18 protein-coding genes are annotated in these 23618 nt (G+C 70.2%); 10 read left to right on the forward strand and 8 right to left on the reverse strand.

From position 1 onward, the window contains the following. Positions 1–247: 247 nt before the first annotated feature. From ABT009_RS16350 to ABT009_RS16365, 4 genes are all read left to right on the forward strand, one after another. Positions 248–1219: a tetratricopeptide repeat protein gene (locus ABT009_RS16350; protein WP_351294254.1), complete on the forward strand. Its 972-nt coding sequence runs from the start codon at positions 248–250 to the stop codon at positions 1217–1219. A gap of 598 nt (positions 1220–1817) precedes the next feature. Beyond that, entirely contained in the window at positions 1818–2450 is a 633-nt protein-coding gene (locus ABT009_RS16355) for a DUF6230 family protein (RefSeq protein WP_351294256.1), read from the forward strand. A gap of 131 nt (positions 2451–2581) precedes the next feature. After that, the gene (locus ABT009_RS16360; RefSeq protein WP_351294259.1) at positions 2582–3121 is read left to right on the forward strand and encodes a DUF6114 domain-containing protein; all 540 of its coding nucleotides are present in this window, start codon (positions 2582–2584) and stop codon (positions 3119–3121) included. Further along, entirely contained in the window at positions 3111–4391 is a 1281-nt protein-coding gene (locus ABT009_RS16365) for a hypothetical protein (protein ID WP_351294262.1), read from the forward strand. Before ABT009_RS16360 ends, ABT009_RS16365 begins: the two co-directional genes overlap by 11 nt. A 106-nt stretch (positions 4392–4497) precedes the next feature. Here ABT009_RS16365 and pyk read toward each other — a convergent pair whose 3' ends face one another. The 3 genes from pyk to pta all read right to left on the reverse strand — a co-directional run bounded on the left by pyk (position 4498) and on the right by pta (position 9390). Then, positions 4498–5928: a pyruvate kinase gene (pyk, locus tag ABT009_RS16370; protein ID WP_351294265.1), complete on the reverse strand. Its 1431-nt coding sequence runs from the start codon at positions 5926–5928 to the stop codon at positions 4498–4500. A gap of 73 nt (positions 5929–6001) precedes the next feature. Then, complete coding sequence (locus ABT009_RS16375; protein ID WP_351294267.1) at positions 6002–7243, reverse strand: acetate kinase; 1242 nt, start codon at positions 7241–7243, stop codon at positions 6002–6004. A gap of 65 nt (positions 7244–7308) precedes the next feature. Continuing rightward, positions 7309–9390, reverse strand: coding sequence for a phosphate acetyltransferase (gene pta, locus ABT009_RS16380; RefSeq protein WP_351294270.1), 2082 nt, complete (start codon positions 9388–9390; stop codon positions 7309–7311). A 343-nt stretch (positions 9391–9733) separates the two neighbouring features. Here pta and ABT009_RS16385 point away from each other — a divergent pair, with 343 nt between their 5' ends. After that, positions 9734–10759: an ATP-dependent 6-phosphofructokinase gene (locus ABT009_RS16385; RefSeq protein WP_351294272.1), complete on the forward strand. Its 1026-nt coding sequence runs from the start codon at positions 9734–9736 to the stop codon at positions 10757–10759. A 33-nt stretch (positions 10760–10792) separates the two neighbouring features. Here the strand turns inward: ABT009_RS16385 and ABT009_RS16390 are convergent, their stop codons facing one another. The 3 genes from ABT009_RS16390 to ABT009_RS16400 form a co-directional block, all read right to left on the reverse strand. Beyond that, positions 10793–11134, reverse strand: coding sequence for a DUF1330 domain-containing protein (locus ABT009_RS16390; RefSeq protein WP_351294275.1), 342 nt, complete (start codon positions 11132–11134; stop codon positions 10793–10795). Positions 11135–11277: 143 nt separating this feature from the next. After that, positions 11278–11967: a response regulator gene (locus ABT009_RS16395; protein ID WP_351294277.1), complete on the reverse strand. Its 690-nt coding sequence runs from the start codon at positions 11965–11967 to the stop codon at positions 11278–11280. Further along, positions 11964–13706: a sensor histidine kinase gene (locus tag ABT009_RS16400; protein ID WP_351294280.1), complete on the reverse strand. Its 1743-nt coding sequence runs from the start codon at positions 13704–13706 to the stop codon at positions 11964–11966. The genes ABT009_RS16395 and ABT009_RS16400 overlap by 4 nt, the downstream gene beginning before the upstream one ends. A 192-nt stretch (positions 13707–13898) precedes the next feature. Between ABT009_RS16400 and ABT009_RS16405 the strand changes: the two genes are divergently transcribed. The 4 genes from ABT009_RS16405 (at position 13899) to ABT009_RS16420 (ending at position 18667) form a co-directional block, all read left to right on the forward strand. After that, positions 13899–15275: a cation:dicarboxylate symporter family transporter gene (locus ABT009_RS16405; RefSeq protein ID WP_351294283.1), complete on the forward strand. Its 1377-nt coding sequence runs from the start codon at positions 13899–13901 to the stop codon at positions 15273–15275. Between the two features lie 220 nt (positions 15276–15495). Further along, entirely contained in the window at positions 15496–15915 is a 420-nt protein-coding gene (locus tag ABT009_RS16410; protein ID WP_351294286.1) for a MerR family transcriptional regulator, read from the forward strand. Positions 15916–15919: 4 nt separating this feature from the next. Next, on the forward strand, positions 15920–16252 hold the full coding sequence (gene trxA / locus ABT009_RS16415) for a thioredoxin (RefSeq protein ID WP_351294288.1): 333 nt from the start codon (positions 15920–15922) through the stop codon (positions 16250–16252). 132 nt (positions 16253–16384) lie between these two features. Continuing rightward, positions 16385–18667, forward strand: a complete 2283-nt coding sequence (locus ABT009_RS16420) for a HelD family protein (protein ID WP_502989897.1) — start codon at positions 16385–16387, stop codon at positions 18665–18667. 89 nt (positions 18668–18756) lie between these two features. Here ABT009_RS16420 and glgB read toward each other — a convergent pair whose 3' ends face one another. Beyond that, the gene (gene glgB / locus ABT009_RS16425; RefSeq protein ID WP_351294294.1) at positions 18757–21585 is read right to left on the reverse strand and encodes a 1,4-alpha-glucan branching enzyme; all 2829 of its coding nucleotides are present in this window, start codon (positions 21583–21585) and stop codon (positions 18757–18759) included. Positions 21586–21604: 19 nt separating this feature from the next. Here glgB and ABT009_RS16430 point away from each other — a divergent pair, with 19 nt between their 5' ends. Then, positions 21605–22057, forward strand: a complete 453-nt coding sequence (locus ABT009_RS16430; RefSeq protein ID WP_351294297.1) for a hypothetical protein — start codon at positions 21605–21607, stop codon at positions 22055–22057. Positions 22058–22110: 53 nt separating this feature from the next. Here the strand turns inward: ABT009_RS16430 and ABT009_RS16435 are convergent, their stop codons facing one another. Continuing rightward, entirely contained in the window at positions 22111–23565 is a 1455-nt protein-coding gene (locus ABT009_RS16435; RefSeq protein WP_351294300.1) for a maltokinase N-terminal cap-like domain-containing protein, read from the reverse strand. Positions 23566–23618: the final 53 nt, after the last annotated feature.

Genomic DNA, 23618 nt, shown 5'->3' on the forward strand with positions numbered 1-23618 from the left:
GCGACCATACCCGCCGCGCCTGTGCCCTTGGCCCAGTGAGGCAGATCACCGGACAAGAGCCCCGCAACACCGCCCCGGCGCCCCGCCGCACAGTTACGCTACGACCCGTAGCGAAATGTGTGGCGGGGGCGCTCGCAGGGCATCTCGCATCGAAAGAGTGACAACCACCCGCGCCTGGTGGGGACCCGGCGCAGTGCAGAACACCAACGCTTTTCACAGTCGCGCGCGAAAGGGGGAGGATGTAGCCATGCAGCCTAGGAACATGTCCATGAGCGGCGTCGTCGACCTCGCCGCGGTGAAGGCGGCCCAGGAGGCCAAGGCGAAGGCGGAGCAGGCGCGCGCCGAAGCGGCCCGGCAGGGCGGGGGCGGAGCCGTGTCCCCCGCCAGCCTCGTCATCGATGTCGACGAGGCGGGTTTCGAGCTCGACGTCCTGCAGCGCTCCACCGAGGTCCCGGTCGTCATCGACTTCTGGGCCGAGTGGTGCCAGCCGTGCAAGCAGCTCGGTCCTCTCCTCGAGCGGCTGGCGCTGGAGTACAACGGGCGCTTCGTCCTGGCCAAGGTCGACGTCGACGCCAACCAGATGCTTATGCAGCAGTTCGGGATCCAGGGCATCCCGGCGGTCTTCGCGGTGGTGGCCGGCCAGGCGCTGCCGCTCTTCCAGGGTGCGGCCCCCGAGGCGCAGATCCGCCAGACCCTGGACCAGTTGATCCAGGTCTCCGAGGAGCGCTTCGGTCTGACGGGCCTGACGGTCGACCTGGACGCGCAGGGCGAGGAGGCAGTGGTCCCCCAGGTGCCGGCGGGCCCGTACGACGCGTTGCTCGAGGCCGCGGTGCAGGCGCTGGACGCGGGCGACCTGGGCGGTGCCGTCCAGGCGTACAAGAACGTCCTCGCCGACGACCCCGGCAACACGGAGGCGAAGCTGGGCCTGGCCCAGGCCGAACTGCTGAAGCGGGTGCAGGACGTGGACCCGCAGCAGGTGCGCAAGGAAGCGGCCGACAAGCCCGGCGACGTTGCGGCGCAGATCGTCGCCGCCGACCTGGATCTGGTGGGCGGCCATGTCGAGGACGCCTTCGGCCGACTCATCGAGACGGTGCAGCGCACGGCGGGTGACGACAGGGACACGGTGCGGGTGCGGCTCCTCGAGCTCTTCGAGGTGGTCGGTTCCGATGATCCGCGCGTGGCGACGGCCCGCAGGGCGCTGGCGCGGGCGTTGTTCTGACCCTTCGTTAGCGCTGGGGCTTGTGATGCCCGAGTGAAAGATTTGCTGAGGGGGATTAGTGCGGCCGCGTTTTACCAAATCTTGGTAAACGCGGCCGCTGTTACTCCAAGTAAGTCGGGGCCGGATTTCTGTCCGGTTCTGCCCGATGATCCACCGAAGTGTTAACGCCTGAGGTGGCACCCTCCGTTGCCATTCGATACCCGCCGGTACTGGTTCGGTTATACCGCCGTTACTAGTGAGTAACGAACCCCCTTGTGTCGGCGCCGAGAATGCACCACGATCAGCCACGCTCGGTCCATTGCCTTGTGCCCGACAGCCAATCGGGCAAAGGGTTTTCTGGGTCCCCACCGAGTGGGCCGGCGGACAGGAGCGCCGGCCGAGGACAGGGGGGTCTCCGTCGTGAGGCGGAGCCTGTCCATGAGGTTGTGCGTGATGAGTCAGGCGCGACCAGTGGTTGTCGCTCGGGGGTGATCGCCGGTGATTCGGGTGCCGTCAGCGCCTCGAAGCGGCGCTCTCCTTCCCGAGGACGTAGCACTTCTCCCATCCCAGGTCGGGCCCTGTAGCACGACCGGAGATGTACGTCCGAGAAGGAGGAAATATGGAGTCCCAGGTGCGTGGCGGGACCAGATGGAAGCGGTTCGCGGTGGTGATGGTGCCCAGCGTGGCCGCCACCGCGTGCATAGGTGTCGGACTGGCGCAGGGCGCGCTCGCAGCGTCGTTCAGCGTCTCTGGCCAGTCGTTCAAGGTGACGACGGACCAGCTCGTCGGCGAGGGCTTCTCGCAGTACGGAGCCATTGACGAGGGTTACACCCTCAAGGGCGAGAAGACGGCGCACCCGGTCGCGGTGTCCGGCTTCAAGACCGCGACGATCACGAACATGTGCCAGTCCGTGGTCACCCCGGACGTGCCGTTCCTCGGTTCCGTCAGCCTGAAGCTGACGGCCGGTGACGGCGGCACGCCGGTCAAGGCGCAGAACCTGTACATCGACGTGGCCGACCTCCAGGCCGACGCCACGTTCAAGAACATCGACATCGGTGTGGCCGCAGGGGACGCCGACAAGGGTCCGGGCATCTCCAAGGGAGACCAGGCGAACCCGTTCGGCTTCGCCCAGCAGGCCGACTCGGTCGTGCTGAAGAACGTGAAGCAGACGGCGTGGGCCACCACCGCCGGAACCTTCAAGCTCAGCGGTCTGAAGATGTCGCTGTCCACGGGCGTCAAGGAGTGCTACTAGGCACTCCGGTGACGGGCGGGGGAGCCTGCGGCTGTCCCGCCCGTCCGCTCGAGCCTGCCCTCACGCGCGGCAACACCCCTTAATCCAGCCTTCACTTCCCACAGCAACGCCGTTCCAGGGAGCTGTTTTCCATGAGCGCCGAGACTCCGGCTACGCGCGGCCGATTCACCGACTGGCGGCTGCGGTTCCGCGCCTGGCGTGGCGATCGACCGTTCTGGGCCGGCCTGTTCATCCTGTTCGGTGGATTTCCGATCGCCTACTTCCCGTACGCGAACCTCCAGCTCGGTCATCTGACGCTGGCGATGGCCACCACAGCGGGCGCGGGGTCCCTGATCATCGGTGTGCTGCTGATCGTGCTCGGCATAAGCCTGTGGTTCCAGAAGCACGTCCGGGTCTTCGCGGGTGTCGCGGCGATTCTGCTGGCGCTGGTGTCGATCCCGGTGTCCAACCTCGGCGGCTTCGTGATCGGCTTCCTGTTCGCGCTCATCGGCGGTGCGATGGCCGTCGCCTGGGCGCCGGCTGCGCCGCCCGAGGCCGACGCCGGGACGGGCACGGCCGTGGACGGGGTGAGCAATGGGGGTCCCTCCCAGGCCCCTAAGGCACTGGGGGAGAACGACCTGTCAGGAACGATCCCGGCCAACGGGGCGAACGGGAGGCACAGTGCCGGCTGACGAGGTGACCCACGGGACTGATGTGGACGAGTCCCGTGTGAGAACCGGGCCGCGCCACGCGGCACCCAAGAAGCCGCTGTTCACCAGGTTCCACATGCCGGCCGGCAAGGCCTTGGCCGTGGCCGCGATGCCCACGGCGGTCCTCATGGGGATGGGGTTCACGCCGACGCTCGCCCGCGCCCAGGACCAGCCGTCGACGAAGAACCTGACGGTCGACGAGTACCAGGACTGCGTCGAGGCTCTGGACGACTCCGCGGACGGCAAGGACGCGTCGGCGACGCCGTCGCCCTCCGCCTCCGCGTCGGAGAGCGCCACCGAGTCCGGCGACAAGTCCGAGGCGTCGCCGTCCAAGGACACGACCTCTTCGCCGGATTCAGGTTCCGACGACAAGGCCGAGCCGTCGCCGTCGGCGTCCTCCACGGGCACGCCGGAGAAGTCGTCGGGCAGCGGTACGTCCACCGTGACGCCGGCCCCCTCGGCGTCCGAGAGCGGCGACAACCTGCTGGGCAGCATCGGCGACGCGATCACGGACGTCTTCACGGGCGGCAGCGGCTCTTCGACGAGTGCGACGCCCACGCCGTCCGCGTCGGCGAGCGCGAGCAAGGACACGTCCGGCGACGACGCGTCCGACACCGTCAAGGACACCGCCGACAAGGTCACCAAGACGGTCGAGGACACCGTCAAGGACTCGACCGACGCGGCGACCAAGGCGGCGGGGGACACCGCGGACAAGGTCACCGACGCGGCCACCGCGACCCCCAGCCCGTCCGCGAGCACCACGGACGCGGATGACTGCCCGGCCGCCACCGACGACGAGGGCGGCGTCGAGAAGACCGTGGCCCTGCCCGACGACCCCTGGTACCTCGACGCCAGCTCGCTGCTGCTCAAGGGCGCCGACTACCAGGGCGTCGTCAAGGTGAAGACCGCCAACGGCACGGTCAAGGAGGTCCTCAAGTACGTCATCTCCGACGGCACGGACATCGGCGACCTGCACCAGACGGTCAAGGACGACCAGGCCGGCAAGACCTACCACGTGCAGGCGGCCGAGGGCTCGACGTCCACGATCCGCGACGGCAAGACGGTCATGTACACGGAGAGCATCTCCGGCAACCTGTTCGGCCTGGTGCCGGTCACGTTCAGCCCGGAGAACCCGCCGCCGCTGAACATCCCGCTGATCTACTTCACCAAGGTGAAGGTCGTGCAGGCCGGCCAGTTCGGCGGCACCCTGCACGTACCGGGACTGCACCAGTACACGACCGACCTGAACTGACCGGGCACTGCCGCAGCCGCGGTCGTATCGGACCCGTCCGGGAGCCGCACACAGCTGAGGGCGCCCCCTGCCACAGGGGGCGCCCTCAGCTCGTTGCGGTGTGGGATCAGTCCCGTGCGCCGCTGCCCAGGTGGTGCACCCGGACCATGTTGGTGGTGCCGGGGACGCCGGGGGGCGAGCCGGCGGTGATGACCATGATGTCGCCCTCGTTGTAGCGCTGGAGCTTGAGCAGCTCGGCGTCGACGAGGTCGACCATCGCGTCGGTGTTGTCCACGTGCGGGACGACGAACGACTCCACGCCCCAGCTCAGCGCGAGCTGGTTGCGGGTGGACTCCTCCGTGGTGAAGGCCATGATCGGCTGGGAGGCGCGGTAGCGCGACAGCCGGCGGGCGGTGTCACCGGACTTGCTGAAGGCGACCAGCGCCTTGCCGCCCAGGAAGTCCGCGATCTCGCAGGCGGCACGGGCGACCGAACCGCCCTGCGTACGAGGCTTCTTGCCGGGCACCAGCGGCTGCAGGCCCTTGGACAGCAGCTCCTGCTCGGCCGCGACGACGATCTTCGACATCGTCTTCACGGTCTCGATGGGGAACGCGCCGACCGACGACTCGGCCGACAACATGACCGCGTCCGTGCCGTCCAGGATCGCGTTGGCCACGTCGGACGCCTCGGCGCGCGTGGGGCGGGAGTTGGTGATCATCGACTCCATCATCTGGGTCGCGACGATCACCGGCTTGGCGTTGCGGCGGCACAGCTCGATCAGGCGCTTCTGCACCATGGGGACCTTCTCGAGCGGGTACTCGACGGCCAGGTCGCCGCGGGCGACCATCACGCTGTCGAACGCCATCACGACGTCCTCCATGTTCTCGACCGCCTGCGGCTTCTCCACCTTGGCGATGACGGGGACCCGGCGGCCCTCCTCGTCCATCACCCGGTGCACGTCCTTGACGTCGTTGGCGTCCCGGACGAAGGAGAGCGCGACCATGTCGCAGCCCATGCGCAGCGCGAAGCGGAGGTCCTCGATGTCCTTCTCGGACAGCGCCGGGACGTTCACGTGGGCGCCGGGCAGGTTGATGCCCTTGTGGTCGGAGATGACGCCGCCCTCGATGACGACAGTCCTGACGCGGGCGCCCTCGACCTCGACGACCTTCAGTTCGACGTTGCCGTCGTTGATCAGGATCGGGTCGCCCTTGGAGACGTCGCCGGGCAGCCCCTTGTAGGTCGTGCCGCAGATCGACTTGTCGCCCGGGACGTCCTCGATGGTGATGGTGAACTCGTCACCGCGCACCAGCTCGACGGGACCCTCGGCGAAGGTCTCCAGGCGGATCTTGGGGCCCTGGAGGTCGGCGAGGACGCCGACGGCCTTCCCGGTCTCCTTGGCGGCGGCCCGGACGCGGTCGTACCGCCCCTGGTGCTCGTCGTGCGAGCCATGGCTGAAGTTGAAGCGGGCCACGTTCATGCCGGCTTCGATCAGCGCGACAAGTTTGTCGTGGGAATCGACGGCGGGGCCCAGCGTGCAGACGATTTTCGAACGGCGCATGGGGCGATCCTATCGGTTTGTTTCGCTTCGGAATATTCCGTCTGGCGGAAGATACAAATGGGCGAATGTGCGCTCAGGCGTTGCCATCATCGGTCCTCGCTGGTGCGACAAGTGCGTAGCTCTGGCGTGCGATCTCCAGTTCCTCGTCGGTCGGTACGACGGCGACCGCCACGCGCGCGTACTCGGGCGAGATCAGGCGCGGCCCGTCCGCCCGGACGGCATTCAGCTCGCCGTCGACCGCCAGGCCCAGCTCCTCCAGGCCCGCGACGGCGGCCTCCCGCACCGGGGCCGCGTTCTCGCCCACGCCCGCGGTGAACGCCACCGCGTCCACCCTGCCCAGTACCGCGTAGTAGGCGCCGATGTACTTCTTCAGCCGGTGGATGTAGATGTCGAACGCGAGCCGCGCCTGCTCGTCGCCCTCGTCGATACGGCGGCGGATCTCGCGCATGTCGTTGTCGCCGCACAGCCCGATCAGGCCGCTCTTCTTGTTCAGCAGTGCGTCGATCTCGTCGGCCGACATCCCGCCGACGCGCATCAGATGGAAGATGACGGCCGGGTCCAGGTCACCGGAGCGCGTACCCATCACGAGCCCCTCCAAAGGCGTAAGGCCCATGGAGGTGTCCACGCACCGCCCGCCGCGCACCGCGGACGCCGACGCGCCGTTGCCCAGGTGCAGCACGATCACGTTGACCTCGGACGGGTCCTTGCCAAGCAGCTTCGCGGTCTCGCGGGAGACGTACGCGTGCGACGTGCCGTGGAAGCCGTAGCGGCGGATGCGGTGCTCGTCGGCGGTCTTCACGTCGATCGCGTAGCGCGATGCGGACTCCGGCATCGTCGTGTGGAAGGCGGTGTCGAAGACCGCGACCTGCGGCAGATCCGGGCGCAGGGCCTGGGCGGTGCGGATGCCGGTGAGGTTCGCCGGGTTGTGCAGCGGGGCCACCGGGATCAGCCGCTCGATCTCGGCGAGCACCGCGTCGTCGATGACGGTCGGCTCGGTGAAGTGCTTGCCGCCGTGCACCACGCGGTGACCGATCACGGCCAGCTCGGGGGAGTCCAGGCCGAGCCCGTCCGCCGCCAGCTCCTCGGCGACCGCCTTGAGCGCGGCCTCGTGGTCGGCGATCGGGGCGGTGCGCTCGCGCTTCTCGCCGCCGTCGGTGAGCGGGGTGTGCACCAGGCGCGAGGTCTCCTCGCCGATCCGTTCGACGAGGCCCACGGCGAGCCGTGAGCTGTCGCTCATGTCGAGGAGCTGGTACTTCACCGACGAGGAGCCGGAGTTGAGGACGAGTACGCGAGTCGCCGCGCGGTTGTCGGACACGTATGAGGCGCTTTCTTGTACGGAGGAGGGGGTGCTGTCGCTGCGGTGGGACGTGCCTTGCCGGTTCATGCCTTGGCGGCGGGGCCCTGGGCCTGGATCGCCGTGATGGCGACCGTGTTGACGATGTCCTGGACGAGTGCCCCCCGGGACAGGTCGTTCACGGGCTTGCGCAGGCCCTGCAGCACCGGGCCGACGGCGATCGCGCCGGCCGAGCGCTGCACGGCCTTGTAGGTGTTGTTGCCGGTGTTCAGGTCCGGGAAGATCAGCACGCTGGCCTGGCCCGCGACCTCCGAACCAGGCAGCTTGGTGGCGGCCACGGTCGGCTCGACCGCCGCGTCGTACTGGATCGGGCCCTCGATCAGCAGGTCCGGGCGGCGGGAGCGCACCAGCTCGGTGGCCTCGCGCACCTTGTCGACGTCCGCGCCCGAGCCCGACGTTCCGGTCGAGTACGACAGCATCGCGATCCGCGGCTCCACGCCGAACTGGGCGGCGGTGGTGGCCGACTGGATCGCGATGTCGGCGAGCTGCTCGGCGTTCGGGTCCGGGTTCACGGCGCAGTCGCCGTAGACGAGGACCTTGTCGGCGAGGCACATGAAGAAGACCGAGGAGACGATGGAGGCGTCCGCCTTCGTCTTGATGATCTCGAAGGCGGGGCGGATGGTCGCGGCCGTGGAGTGCACCGAGCCCGACACCATGCCGTCGGCCAGGCCCTGCTGGACCATCAGCGTGCCGAAGTAGTTCACGTCCGCCACGACGTCGGTCGCGAGCTCGACGGTGACGCCCTTGTGGGCGCGCAGCGCCGCGTACTCGGCGGCGAACTGGTCGCGCAGCTCGGAGGTCTGCGGGTCGAGGATCTGCGCGCCGGAGAGGTCGATGCCGAGGTCGGCGGCCTTCTTGCGGATCTGCTCGTCGGGGCCGAGCAGCGTCAGGTCGCACACACCGCGGCGCAGAAGCACCTCGGCGGCGTGCAGGACGCGCTCCTCCGTACCCTCCGGCAGCACGACCCGGCGCCGGTCCGAGCGGGCTCGCTCCAGCAGCTTGTGCTCGAACATCATCGGCGTGACGCGGGTGGTACTGGGCGCCGAGACCCGCTTGACCAGGTCGCTCGTGTCCACGTACCGCTCGAAGAGGCCGAGTGCCGTCTCCGCCTTGCGGGGCGTGGCGGCGTTCAACTTGCCCTCCAGCGAGAACAGTTCCGACGCGGTGGGGAAGCTGTTGCCCGCTACCGAGACCACCGGCGTGCCGGGTGCCAGGCGGTCGGCGAGGGTCAGGATCTCGGGCGTGGGCACCTCGCCCAGGGTCAGCAGCACACCCGCGATCGGCGGCGTACCGGCGCTGTGCGAGGCGAGCGCGCCCACGACGAGGTCGGCGCGGTCGCCGGGGGTCACGACCATGCAGCCGGGGGTCAGCGCGGGCAGGAAACTCGGCAGCATGGCGCCGCCGAAGACGAAGTCGAGCGCGTCGCGGGACAGGCCCGCGCTGTCGCCGAGCAGCACCTTGCCGCCCAGCGAGTGCGTGATCTGCGCGACCGTCGGGGCGGACAGGGCGGCATCGTCCGGCAGGACGTAACACGGCACCGGCAGACGCGTGTCCACGCCTTGCTGGATGGCCTCGCGGTCCTCCGGCACCACACGGTTGGCGATCATGGCGATGACGTCGCAGCCCAGGCCCTCGTACGCGCGATGGGCGTTGCGGATCTCGGCGAGCACCGCCTCCGCGGCCTGCTTCCTGCCGCCCACGACCGGCAGCACGGACGCGCCGAACTCGTTGGCCAGGCGCGCGTTCAGGGAGAGCTCGTCGGGCAGCTGGGTGTCGGCGAAGTCGGTGCCGAGGACGAGGACGACCTCGTAGTCCCGGGCGACCCGGTGGAACCGGTCGACGAGCCGGGAGACCAGCTCGTCGGTGCCCTGCTCGGCCTGGATCACCGAGGCGTCCTCGTACGAGAGGCCGTAGACGGTCGCCGGATCCTGCGCCAGGCGGTAGCGGGAGCGGAGCAGTTCGAAGAGACGGTCCGGGCCGTCGTGGACGAGGGGCCGGAACACGCCGACCCGGTCGACCTGGCGGGTCAGGAGCTCCATGACCCCCAGCTCGACGACCTGGCGCCCGTCGCCCCGGTCGATCCCGGTCACGTACACGCTGCGCGTCACGTGTGCTCTCCGTTTCGTCGCTGTCGTCGTTTGTCGTGTTCGGCGCTGTCTGAGGGTGGCCGCCGCGGACGTACTCATGGTGCACATCGGAGCGACGCGCTCGGATCGTGACCAGTCAGACAGAAAATACCCACTGTCGTGGGCGCCGCCCTCTTGACAATACCCTTGGGCGTGGGTAGAGCGCCCGCCGGGAGAAGGGCCTGGTGGGGGCGGGAAACGGCTCCCCGGACCGGGTCCTGGGGGCCGATGCGGGGTCCAGTTGGCGGAAGACGCGAAGCGCCTGGGGCCGTGAAACAATCGGAATGGCTCACAAGTATCACCGGCGAGCAGGAGACACAGCACGATGCGTATCGGAGTTCTCACCGCAGGCGGCGACTGCCCGGGGCTGAACGCAGTGATCCGGTCGGTCGTGCACCGCGCCGTCACGCACCACGGAGACGAGGTCATCGGCTTCGTGGACGGCTACGCGGGCCTGCTGGACGGGCGCTACCGCAACCTCGACCTCAACGCGGTCAGCGGCATCCTGGCCCGCGGCGGCACGATCCTCGGCTCCTCCCGCCTGGAGCGCGACCGGCTCCGCGAGGCCTGCGAGAACGCCCGCGACATGGCCCGCGAGTTCGGCATCGACGCGCTCATCCCGATCGGCGGCGAAGGCACCCTGACCGCCGCCCGGATGCTCTCGGACGCGGGTCTGCCCGTGGTCGGCGTGCCGAAGACCATCGACAACGACATCTCCTCCACGGACCGCACGTTCGGCTTCGACACCGCGGTCGGCGTTGCCACCGAGGCGATAGACCGCCTCAAGACCACCGCCGAGTCGCACCAGCGCGTCATGGTCGTCGAGGTCATGGGCCGCCACGCCGGCTGGATCGCGCTGGAGTCCGGCATGGCGGGCGGCGCGCACGGTATCTGCCTGCCCGAGCGTCCCTTCGACCCGGCCGACCTGGTCAAGATGGTCGAGGAACGCTTCGCGCGCGGCAAGAAGTTCGCCGTGATCTGTGTCGCCGAGGGCGCCCACCCGGCCGAGGGCACGATGGACTACGGCAAGGGCGCGATCGACAAGTTCGGGCACGAGCGCTTCCAGGGCATCGGCACCGCCCTCGCGTTCGAGCTGGAGAGGCGCCTCGGCAAGGAGGCCAAGCCGGTCATCCTCGGCCACGTCCAGCGTGGCGGCGTCCCCACCGCGTACGACAGGGTCCTCGCCACCCGCTTCGGCTGGCACGCCGTGGAGGCTGCGCACCACGGCGGCTTCGGCCACATGACGGCGCTGCGCGGCACGGACATCGCCATGGTGCCGCTCGCCGAGGCCGTCACCGAGCTGAAGACGGTCCCGAAGGACCGCATGGACGAGGCGGAGTCGGTCTTCTAGCGTCGAGTGGGTCTCACCGGCTCACCAGGCGGCTCAGGACGCCGCCCTGAGCCGTGCCGCCGTCGCGGACGCGTCGTAGCCCGAGCCGACCCCGTCGACGAGGATGACCTCACCCTCGATGTGCCTGGTACGCAGGGGCAGGATCTCCTGATACGCGGGGGACGCGTACCAGCCGCGGGCGCTGTCCATGTCCGGGAACTCGATGATGACGATGGCACCCGGCCATGACCCCTCCTTGACCTCGAGGGTCGGGGCGCCGTGCACGAGGAAGCGGCCACCGAAGGGGTCCATGGTCGACTGGATCCTCTCCATGTAGGTCAGGATGTCCTCGTTCATCCCGGTGGGACGCAAGTGGCCGATGGCATACGCGGTCATGGGGCGCTCCCTGCCTGCGGTTCCGTTGGAGTCCGGAGTCCTGTTCGGACGCCTTGATCCTGCCGGGTCCCGGCCGGGACGGTCGATTACGTCGGAGGTAAAGGCCGCATTGACGCCTCGTCAGCCGACTGGGCTGATCCTGTTCACTGCCCCGGCACCCACCGATACTGCAACTCCGGGCGCCCCACCTGCCCGTACTGAGGGCTCCGCGCGGCCCGCCCCGTCGTGACCAGGTGCTCCAGGTAACGGCGCGCTGTGATCCGGGAGATGCCCACGGACTCGGCCGCCGCCGTGGCCGTCAGGCCGTCGGGGGAGTCGCGCAGGGTGCGGGTGACGCGTTCCAGGGTCGGGCCGCTCAGGCCCTTGGGGAGGGAGGCAGGGCCGGGGGCCCGAAGGGTGGCCAGGGCCCGGTCCACCTCGTCCTGGCCGGTGGCCTCGCCAGCCGTCGTACGGAACTCCGCGTACCGTACGAGCCGGTCGCGCAGCGTCGCGAACGTGAACGGCTTCAGGACGTACTGCACGACGCCGAGCGAGACCCCCTCGCGGACCACCGTGAGGTCCCGGGCCGATGTCACCGCGATCACGTCGGTGTGGTGGCCTGCCGCGCGCAGCGTGCGTGCGAGCTGCAGACCGTGGCCGTCCGGCAGGTGCAGGTCGAGGAGGAGCAGATCGACCTGCATGCGGTCGAGGGCGCGGCGGGCCTCGGCGGCGCTGTGGACGACTCCGGCCACGGTGAAGCCGGGGACTCGGTCCACGTAGAGGCGGTGGGCGTCTGCGGCGACGGGGTCGTCCTCGACGACCAGTACGCGGATCTCCTCCTGCGGAGTGCTCACTCTTTGCCTCCGGGACCGGAGCCGTTTGCGGCTTCCCTCGAGTCGGTTTCCGTCTCACCCGAGGGAGCCGGAATCGTGGGCACAACGGCTGAACGAACGCCCACAACGGTTGAGCGGCTGCCCACGACGGTGGTCAGCGGCAGGCTCGCCGTGAATTCTGCGCCGCCCTCCGTCGATTCCGTCACCGTCAGCGTGCCCCCGTTTCGTAGCACCATCTGCCGTACCAGGGCCAGGCCCAGGCCACGGCCGCCCGGGCCCGCGGGCTTCGTGGACCAGCCGCGCTGGAAAACGGCCTCGGCGTGGGCCGGGTCCACGCCGGGGCCGGTGTCCGACACGCGCAGGATCAGGCCGTCGTCGCCCGCGCGCGCCGTGACGGTCACGCACGCGTGCAGGGAGCCCTGGGCCGCGTCGACGGCGTTGTCGATCAGGTTGCCGAGGATCGTGACCAGGTCGCGGGCCGGCAGGGACTCCGGCAGGAGGCCGTCGTCGATGCGGCTGTCGTCGGAGACGAGAAGCTCCACGCCCCGCTCGTTCGCCTGGGCTGCCTTGCCGAGCAGCAGCGCCGCCAGCACCGGCTCGCCGACCGCGGCGACCACCTGGTCGGTCAGCGCCTGCGCCAGCTCCAGCTCGGCCGTGGCGAACTCGACGGCTTCGTCGGCCCGGCCCAGTTCGATGAGCGACACCACGGTGTGCAGCCGGTTCGCCGCCTCGTGCGCCTGGGAGCGCAGGGCCTGCGTGAAGCCCCGCTCGGAGTCCAGCTCGCCCATCACTGCCTGCAGCTCGGTGTGGTCGCGGAGCGTCACGACCGTACCGCGGCGTTCGCCGCCGGAGACCGGCGAGGTGTTGACGACGACGACCCGGTCCGCGGTCAGATGCACCTCGTCCACGCGCGGCTCGGTGGCCAGTAGCGCGCCGGTCAGGGGTGCGGGCAGGCCGAGCTCGGCGACGTTCCTGCCGATCACGTCGTCATCGGCGGACACGCCGAGCAGCTCCCGCCCGCCGTCGTTGATCAGCGCGATCCGCCGCTGCCCGTCCAGCATCAGCAGCCCCTCGCGGACGGCGTGCAGGGCGGCCTCGTGGTAGGCGTGCATACGGCTGAGCTCGGTCGCGTTCATGCCATGGGTGTGCCGCCGCAGCCGGGCGTTGACCACATACGTGCCGATGCCGCCCATGACGAGGGTGCCCACCGCGACACCGAACAGCGCGGCCAGCTGGCTGCGCACCCGGGCGCTGATCTCGTCGACGGTGATGCCCGCGCTGACCAGCCCGACGATCCTCCCGTCGCTGCGGATCGGCGTCACCACGCGCACCGACGCGCCCAGGGTGCCCGTGAAGGTCTCGTAGAAGGTCTCCCCGTGCAACGCCGGCTCGATATGGCCGAGAAAGTGCTGCCCTATCTCCTGCTTGTCGGGGTGTGTCCAGCGGATGCCGTGCGTGTCCATGATCGTGACGAAGTCGACGCCGGTGCTGTGCTGCACCTCCGTCGCGTACGGCTGGAGGACCTTCGACGGATTCTCGTCGTCCACCGCGTCCCGCACCGTCGGCGCCACCGCGACCGCGAGTGCCGCCGCGCCCGCCTGGCGTCGTGCGGCCTCCTCGGCCTGGCGTCCGTCACTGATGTACGTGAACAGCGCGCTGCCGGCCACGACGACGGCGACCAGCACGACCTGCATGGCGAAGAGCTGGCCGGCCAGGCTGCGGGGCAGGCGGGGCAGGCGGGGCAGGCGGGGGAGGCGCATGGAGCCAGTCTGCCTCGGTTAATAAGCGTGAACTAAATGAACGCAAGGGTGACCGCGCTCACAGCCTGGGGGATAGTCACCCCATTGAATCCGGCCAGGACGTGAGCCGCACGGACTGCGCGTATCGAGCCGAGTACCGCACGTAATGCCGTACCCGCGCACGCCGATGATGTCGTTCAAGGAGGCACACCCGTGTCCGCAGCACAGGTGACACCCGCCGCCAAGCGGGACCGTACCCACTATCTGTACATCGCGGTGATCATCGCGGTGGCGATCGGCATCGCCGTGGGCCTGATCGCCCCCGACTTGGCGGTCGAGCTGAAGCCGATCGGCACCGGCTTCGTGAACCTGATCAAGATGATGATCTCGCCGATCATCTTCTGCACGATCGTGCTGGGCATCGGCTCGGTACGGAAGGCCGCCAAGGTGGGCGCGGTCGGCGGTATCGCGCTCGGCTACTTCCTCGTCATGTCGCTCGTCGCGCTCGGCATCGGCCTGGTCGTCGGCAACATCCTGGAGCCCGGCACGGGCCTGCACCTCACCGACGCGATCAAGAGCGCCGGGCATGACCAGGTCGACTCCGAGGCGCTGCCGCCGGTCGATTTCGTACTCTCGATCATCCCGACCACCATCGTCTCCGCCTTCACCGAGGGCCAGGTCCTGCAGACCCTCCTCATCGCGGTGCTCGCCGGGTTCGCGCTCCAGTCGATGGGCTCCGTCGGCGAGCCGGTCCTGCGCGGTGTCGAGCACATCCAGCGGCTCGTCTTCCGCATCCTCGCCATGGTGATGTGGGCCGCCCCCATCGGTGCCTTCGGCGCGATCGCCGCCGTCGTCGGCTCGGCCGGCGTGGACGCCCTCAAGAGCCTCGCCGTGCTCATGCTCGGCTTCTACGTCACCTGCTTCCTCTTCGTCTTCATCGTGCTCGCCGCCCTGCTTCGCGCCGTCGCGGGCCTCAACATCCTCACGCTCTTCAAGTACCTGGGCCGTGAGTTCCTGCTGATCCTGTCCACCTCCTCCTCCGAGTCCGCGCTCCCGCGGCTCATCGCGAAGATGGAGCACCTGGGCGTCAGCAAGCCGGTGGTCGGCATCACCGTCCCGACCGGCTACTCCTTCAACCTCGACGGCACCATGATCTACATGACCATGGCCTCGCTCTTCATCGCCGACGCCATGGGCACCCCGATGTCGATCGGCGAGCAGATCCCGCTCCTGCTCTTCCTCCTCATCGCGTCGAAGGGCGCGGCGGGCGTCACCGGCGCCGGACTGGCCACGCTGGCCGGTGGTCTGCAGTCGCACAAGCCCGCGCTGGTGGACGGCGTCGGCCTGATCGTCGGCATCGACCGCTTCATGAGCGAGGCGCGCGCCCTGACGAACTTCGCGGGCAACGCGGTCGCCACGGTGCTGATCGGCACCTGGACCAAGGAGATCGACAAGGAGCGGGTCGGTCAGGTGCTGGCGGGGGAGCTGCCGTTCGACGAGCGGACGCTGCTGGACGAGGCGGCTGCCGCCGGGGCTGCCGACGAGGTGCCCTCGCCGCGGGGCGAGGCGCAGGAGCCGGTCAAGGCGTAGCACCGCCTCGGCACCCTGCTGGGGCTCCGCCCCCAGATCCCCGGATCGCCCTTCGGGATCGTCCTCAAGCGCCGGACGGGCTGGATTTTCTTCCAGCCCGTCCGGCGCTTGCATGTCAGCTGAACGGAATCCGTACGACCGACGGGTTCCCGATGCCCAGCGTGCTCGTGCCTATGTCATCCGTTGCCTTGACGTCGGCGTCAAGGACTACGGTCGCGGCATGCGAATCGGCGAACTGGCAGCCCGGGCCGGGACGACCACGCGGGCACTGCGGTACTACGAGTCGCGGGGGCTGCTGCCCGCGCGGCGGGGCAGCAACGGGTACCGCACGTACGACGAGCGGGATCTGCGGCTGCTCCAGCAGATCAGGACCCTGCAGGACTTCGGGTTCGACCTGGAGGAGACCAGGCCGTTCGTGGAGTGTCTGCGGGCCGGGCACCCGGCCGGCGACTCGTGCCCGGCATCGCTCGCCGTCTACCGGCGCAAGCTCGCCGAGCTGGACGCACTGATCGGCGAGCTGGCGGCGGTACGGGACGGGGTGCGTGTGCAACTGGAGCGGGCCGAGCGGGCGCGGGACGAGCTGGCAGCCGAGGCGGGGGCTCCGGATGGTCCGGAGCCGCACTGCGAGCTGGGAGGGTGACGGAGTGATCAAGGCGGCAGGCGTGGCTGAGGTGACCGACGCGGACTTCGAGTCGGAGGTGGCGGGGTCGGGCGTTCCGGTCCTGGTCGAGTTCACTGCGGACTGGTGCGGCCCGTGCCGGCAACTCGCGCCGGTGCTGAGCGACATCGCTCGCGAGGAGAGCGATCGGCTGAAGGTCGTGCAGCTGGACGTGGACGCGAATCCGCAGACGACGATCGCGTACGGCGTGCTGTCGATGCCGACGCTCATGCTGTTCCGCGACGGCGAGCCCGTGAAGTCGATGGTGGGCGCTCGCCCGAAGAGGAGGCTGCTGGAGGAGCTGGCCGACGTGCTCTGAGCCGGGCGGACCGTAGCGGGCCGAACAGAGAAATCCCCCGACGCAATTGCGTCGGGGGATTTCTTTACGTATATTCAATCCTTCGTGACTTTACGGCGATTGAGTCACGGAGAAGTTCACTGATGGCAGTATATCCGGGCGGGAGTGGAATTGTCAAACACGCCATTCACAGACGAGGAATTGCAGCGCGAGCAGGAATTCATCGACGGACTGTACGCGCGCGTGGACGCGCTGCGCGGCGGCACCGAGGCCGAACTGGCGGGCGCGCTGGCCCCGGTCGGCAACGGTCTGCAGGCACGGCTGGAACGGGATGTGCTGGTCGCCGAACGCTCCGGTCTGCTCGCCGCGCTCAACGCGGTGGACGGTTCGCTCTGCTTCGGCCGTATCGACCTCACCGAGGGAACGAGCCACCACATCGGACGCGTTGGAATCCGCGAGGACAATACCGAGCGCACCCCGGTTCTCATCGACTGGCGCGCTCCCGTCGCCCGCCCCTTTTATCTGGCCACGGGCCATACGCCGATGGGCCTGCGCCGCCGCCGGCACATCACCATGAACGGCCGGACGGTCATCGAACTGCACGACGAGATTCTCGATCTCGACGACGAGACCCGCACCGGCCACGAGGACCCGACCGGTGACGCGGTGCTCCTTGCCGCCCTGAACTCGGCGCGCACCGGCCGCATGGGCGACATCGTGCAGACCATCCAGGCCGAGCAGGACCGCATCATCCGCGCCCCGCACCGCGGCGTCCTCGTCGTCGAGGGCGGCCCCGGCACGGGCAAGACGGCGGTGGCGCTGCACCGCGCCGCGTATCTCCTCTACGAGCACCGCGAGCTGCTGGCCAAGCGGGCCGTGCTGATCGTCGGCCCCAACCCGGCGTTCCTCGGCTACATCGGCGAGGTCCTGCCGTCGCTCGGTGAGACGGGTGTGCTGCTCGCGACGATGGGCGAGCTGTACCCCGGCGTACGGGCCACCGGCACGGACACTCCGGAGGCGGCCGCGGTCAAGGGCCGCGCGGAGATGGCGGACGTCCTCGCGGCCGTCGTACGGGACCGGCAGGCCCTGCCAGACCCGGTGCTCGCCATCGAGCACGACCGGGAGGTGCTGCTGCTCGACGACGACCTGGTGCGGGTGGCACGCGACCGCACGCGCGCGGCCGGTCTGCCGCACAACGTGGCGCGCGAGCACTTCGAGGGCCACATCCTCAACACCCTCACGGACATGGTCGCCGAGCGCATCGGCACCGACCCCTACGACGGCACGAACCTTCTCGACGCCAGCGACATCACGCAGATCCGCGACGAGCTCGCCGAGAACCCCGAGATGTGGTCGGCCATCGACGAGCTGTGGCCGCGGCTGACCCCGCAGCGGCTCGTCGCCGACTTCCTGTCCGACCCCACGCATCTGTCCGACGAAGACGCGGCGGCGATCCGGCGGACCGTCACGCGCGCGTGGACCCCGGCCGACGTACCCCTCCTCGACGAGGCCGCCGAACTCCTCGGCGAGGACGAACGGATGGCGCGCGCCGCGGCGGATCGGGAGCGGCGCGAGCAGATCGCCTTCGCGCAGGGCGTGCTGGACGTCTCGTACGCCTCGCGGACGTACGAGTTCGAGGACAAGGACGACGAGGACTCCGAGGTTCTGTCCGCGCACGACATCATCGACGCCGAGCGGATGGCCGAGCGGCACGAGGAGGCCGACCACCGGAGCGCAGCCGAGCGGGCCGCCGCCGACCGCACCTGGGCGTTCGGCCACATCATCGTCGACGAGGCGCAGGAGCTGTCGCCGATGGCGTGGCGGCTGCTGATGCGCCGCTGCCCGACGCGCTCGATGACGCTGGTCGGCGACCCGGCACAGACGGCGGAGGAGGCGGGCGTCGGCTCCTGGGAGAAGATCCTCGACCCGTATGTCGAGGACCGCTGGGAGCACAACCGGCTCGGCGTCAACTACCGCACGCCCGCCGAGATCATGGACCTGGCGGCCGCCGTGCTCCGCGCCGAGCACCCCGACTTCGAACCGCCGAGCTCCGTGCGCTCGACGGGCAACCGCCCCTGGGCACGCGCCACCACCCGGGCCGAACTCGCCGCCACGGTCGCGAAAGCCGTCGCCGAGACGACCCCCACCGAGGGCCGCCTCGCCGTCATCGCCCCTCGCGACCTGCACCGCGAACTAGCCGCGCACCTGCCCGGCATCACGGCCGGAGCCGAACCGGACCTGACCCACCCGGTGGTGGTGCTCGATCCGCGCCAGTCGAAGGGCCTGGAGTTCGACACGGTCCTGGTCGTCGAACCGTCGCGCTACGGCACGAGCGATCTGTACGTGGCACTGACGAGGGCGACCCAGGCCTTGGGCGTGATCCACAGCGCCCCGCTTCCGGAGGCGCTGGGGCCACTAAGCCCGTCCGGCGTTTGAGGACGAGGCCGTCAAGGCCGATGAGGGGGGTCCGGGGGGCGAAAGCCCCCCGGGGGACGGGACGGGTAAGGGCGGCGGGGGCGAAAAACCTACGCCGGCCGCAGCCACACCGTGGCGAGCGGCGGCAGAGTCAGCCGGATGCTCGCAGGGCGCCCATGGGCCCCCTGCGGCTCCGGCTTGACCGGATCCGGATTCCGCACATCACTGCCCCCGTACCGCGCGGCATCCGTGTTGAGGACCTCATGCCACGCGGGAATGTCGTCGGGAACCCCCAGCCGGTACTCGTGGCGCACCACCGGCGAGAAGTTGGACACGGCCAGAAGAGGGGAGCCCTGCGCGTCATGGCGCAGGAACGCGAAGACGTTGTCCTCCGACGCGTTGCCCTCGATCCAGGCGAACCCGGCCGGTTCCGTGTCCCGTTCCCACAGGGCGGGTTCGCGCACGTACACGGCGTTGAGATCGCGCACGAGGTCTCGTACGCCACGGTGGTCGGACTCCGCCGAGTACGCCGGGTCGAGCAGCCACCAGTCCGGGCCGTGGCTCTCCGACCATTCGGCGCCCTGTGCGAACTCCTGCCCCATGAAAAGGAGTTGCTTGCCGGGGTGGGCCCACATGAAGCCCAGATACGCACGGTGGGTGGCGCGCTGCTGCCACCAGTCGCCCGGCATCTTCGACACCAGCGAGCCCTTGCCGTGGACCACCTCGTCGTGCGAGATCGGCAGCACGTAGTTCTCGCTGTAGGCGTACACCATCGAGAACGTCATCTCGTGGTGGTGGTACTTGCGGTGCACGGGCTCGTGGGACACGTAACCCAGCGAGTCGTGCATCCAGCCCATGTTCCACTTCAGGCCGAAGCCGAGACCGCCGAAGCCGCCCGGGCCGACGTGGTGCGTGGCGCGCGTGACACCGTCCCAGGCCGTGGACTCCTCGGCGATGGTGACGACGCCCGGCACCCGCCGGTACACCGTCGCGTTCATCTCCTGCAGGAACGCCACCGCGTCCAGGTTCTCCCGGCCGCCGTACACGTTCGGGGTCCACTGGCCGTACTCGCGCGAGTAGTCGAGGTAGAGCATCGAGGCGACGGCGTCCACGCGCAGTCCGTCGATGTGGAACTCCTCGCACCAGTACACCGCGTTCGCGACCAGGAAGTTGCGGACCTCGTTGCGGCCGTAGTCGAACTCCAGCGTGCCCCAGTCGGGGTGCGCGGCCCGCTGAGGGTCCGGGTGCTCGTACAGCGGACGGCCGTCGAACTCGGCCAGCGCCCAGTCGTCGCGCGGGAAGTGCGCCGGCACCCAGTCCATGAGCACGCCGATGCCCGCCCGGTGCAGCGCGTCGATCAGGTACTTGAAGTCGTCGGGGGTGCCCATGCGGGCCGTCGGGGCGTAGAACCCGGTGACCTGGTAGCCCCAGGAGCCGCCGAAGGGATGCTCGGCGACGGGCATCAGCTCGACGTGCGTGAACCCCAGGTCGTTGACGTACGCGGGGAGTTGCTCGGCCAGCTGGCGGTACGTGAGCCCCGGCCGCCAGGACGGCAGATGCACCTCGTAGACGGAGAACGGCGACTCGTGCACCGGACGGGCGCCGCGCTTCGCCACCCACTCGTCGTCCCGCCAGACGTGGTGCGACTCGTCGATCACCGAGGCGTTGGCGGGCGGCACCTCCGTGCGGCGGGCCACCGGGTCCGCGCGCATCGTCTTCGACCCGTCCGGGCGGGTGATCTCGAACTTGTACAGCTCGCCCTCGCCGAGCGACGGCACGAACAGCTCCCAGATGCCGGACGAGCCCAGCGACCGCATCGCGTACCCGGTGCCGTCCCAGTAGTTGAAGTTTCCGACCACCCGCACACCGCGAGCGTTCGGTGCCCACACCGTGAAGCGGGTGCCGGTCACGCCCTGGTGCACCATCGGCTGCGCACCCAGCGCGTTCCACAGCTGTTCGTGCCGGCCCTCGCTGACCAGATGCAGATCGAGCTCACCGATCGCGGGCAGGAAGCGGTACGGGTCCTGGGTCTCGACCTCCGAGCCCTCGTACGTCACCAGCAGCTTGTAGTCGGGAATGTCCCGCAGAGGCAGAACTCCGGAGAAGAAGCCGTCCCCGTCGTCGTGCAACTCGGCCCGCAGCCCCTTGGCGATGACGGCGACCGACTGCGCGTACGGCCGCAGCGCACGGAACACGACGCCGGCGCGCACCGGGTGGGCGCCGAGCACCGAGTGCGGGACGTGGTGCGTGCCGCTGAGCAGCCGCTCCCGGTCGTCGTACGGCACGGGGTCGGCGGGCCGGCCGCCGGGGCGGCCGGGAGGGGAGTTCCTCTCGCCGGTCCCGTTGCCGGACGAGCCCTTCCCGGCATCGGCATTCTCACGGGCCGCATCCGCGTCCCCGCCGGACGCGTTACCCGAGGCGCGTGCCCCGGGGGCCGCCTTGCCCGATGCGGCCCTCTCCTCGGCTGCGTCGCGCGAGGGGGGTGTCGCGTGGGTCCCTTGGCCGGGGTTGTGGGGTCCGCCGGAACCGCCCGCCGCGGGGGACGCCCCACCGGATGCGGGGTTCCCGGCGGCCGCCGTGCCCGTCGTGGTCCTGTCCGGGGCCGTCTTGCCCGAGGCGGGTGTCGCCCTGGCTGCTGCGCTGGAGGCGCCCGTCGCCCGGCCCGTCGCACCAGGAGCGGCTGCCGCGCGTGCCGCCCCGCCCGAGGCGGATGTCGCCCGAACCGCCCCGGGGGAGGTGGCTGTCCCGCCGGTCGCGTCGCCCGCCGCCGCCCTCCCCGGGGCCGTTACGTCGGAAGCGGCCGTGGCGGGGGCCGCTGTCCCGGACGCGGCCGACGCCCGGGCCGCCGCACTGCTGGCGGCCGACTCCCGGGCCGTCTCGCTGAGAGCGGTCTCGGGACGTTCCTTGCGTTCCTTGCCTGAAGCGGCCTTCCCAGTCACTGTCTTCTCCGAAGCCGCCTTGTCGGTCACTGCCTGGCGCGTCACTGCCTTGCCCGTCGCCGTCTCGCTGGTACCCGTCTCGCTCGTGCTGGTCTTCTGCGATGCCGCCCCGCCCGGCACCGCCCTCTCCGAGGCACCCCCGCCCGGGCCCGCCTTCCCCGAACCCGCCGCTCCCCGACCTGCCTGCCGCGGCTCCGCCTTCGCCTCCCCCGCAGCGGACCTCTTGCCGGACGTGCTCGACGCACTCTTCGGCGGCGTGCTCTTCGCGGAGCCGCCGGCCGGTTTGGCCGACGTCTTCTTCGTCTCCTTCGCGGCGGCACCGGCGCCGGAACCCGCGGTGGCCTCGGAGATCGGTTCCGCTGATCGCGGCGCGGGCGGTGCCGGCGGCGCGGCCGGAGTATCGGACTCTTCGGACGGCTTGCGGGACGGTGGGCGGGTCACGGGGGAGGCCTCCTCGGAGGGCATCGTGTAGGTCGCGGGAGTTGTGGGCGGTCGTCGGCGGTCGTGTGTGTCGGCGGGCCGGGGTCAGCGGCCGGGGCCTGGGTCGTGGGCGGGGGCGGGGGCGGCGAGCCGGCGGACCGCGGCCAGCGGCACCGGCAGCCAGTCGGGCCGGTGCCGGGCCTCGTAGAGCACCTCGTACACCGCCTTGTCCGTCTCGTAGGCGCGCAGTATCACCGGCTCGGTGCGCGGGTCGCTGCCCGACACCTCCGCGTACCCCCTGCAGTAGGCGGCCCGGCAGGTGTCGGCCCACTCGGGCGCCCACGGCTGGTGGGAGCGCGCGGCGTAGTCGAAGGAGCGGAGCATGCCGGCGACGTCCCGCACCGGGGGCTGCGGCATCCGGCGCTCGGCGAGCGGACGTGCCGGCTCACCCTCGAAGTCGATGAGCGACCACTCCCCGGCCGGTGAGCGCAGACACTGCCCCAGGTGCAGATCGCCGTGGACCCGCTGGGCGGTCCACGTGCGGCCCTCGGCGCCCAACTGGGCCAGCGCGTCGAAGGCGGAGCGCAGCCCGGGAGCGTACGGGCGCAGGGCAGGCACTGCCTGGGCGGTCGCTTCGAGGCGTTCGGCCATCCCCCCGGCGATCTGTTCCACCTGGGTACGGCCCAGCGTCGCGGTGGGCAGCGCACGGGCGAGCGCGAGGTGCACCTCGGCGGTCGCACGGCCGAGGGCCCGCGCCTCGGCGCTGAAGTCCTCGCCCTTGGCGAGCATGCGCAGGGCCAGCTCCCAGCCGTCCGCGGATCCCTTGAGATAGGGCTGCAGCACACCCAGTACGAGCGGTTCGGCCGCCGGGCCCTGCTCGTGCGACTCGAACCAGGCGACCGGCGCGGGCACCCGCCCACAGCCTTGCCGGGCCAGCGCCCGCGGCAGCTCCAGGTCGGGGTTCACCCCCGGCACCACACGACGGAACAGTTTCAGGATGAACGTATCTCCGTACACGAGCGACGTGTTGGACTGCTCCGCGCCCAGCGCGCGCGGCACCAGGCCGAACGGGATGTCCACGCCGGTGTCGCGCCCGAACCGCAGCTCACCGAGCCGCCCCGGCAGCCGCAGCCGCTCGATCAGCAGCTCCGCGATATGCGGATCGTGCAACCCCTCGTACACGGTCTGCCCGGCCAGCGGGCCGTGCGCCACGTGCCCGATCAGTGCGGGCGCGAGATGCGGGGGCAGCGCCTGTCGGACGCCGATCAGCAGCTGGTAGCAGTCGGTGTGCGGTGCGCTGCTGTGTCCCGGTGTGCCGGCGGTCTGTATGGGCTGATGGTGCTGCTCCGCCTGGACGAGGAGGTGGATGACGCCGGGGGACGCCACGGGCGGCTCCAGCAGTTCGGTCGCGGAGACCAGCGTGAAGCCGGTGACGGGCCTTCCCTTGCCGGCGAACCACCGCTGCCGCGGCAGCCACTCACGCAACAGGGGATCGAGGGACGCCAGCAGGTCGGGAGGCGCGATGGACGTCGTACCCCTGCGGGTGGCGGCTTCCGACATGGCGTCGCGTCCTTTCCCCGGGCACCCACAGAAATGCGCGTCAAGTGTCCCGG

Source organism: Streptomyces sp. NPDC002896, from assembly GCF_040295225.1.
Taxonomy (GTDB): Bacteria; Actinomycetota; Actinomycetes; order Streptomycetales; family Streptomycetaceae; genus Streptomyces.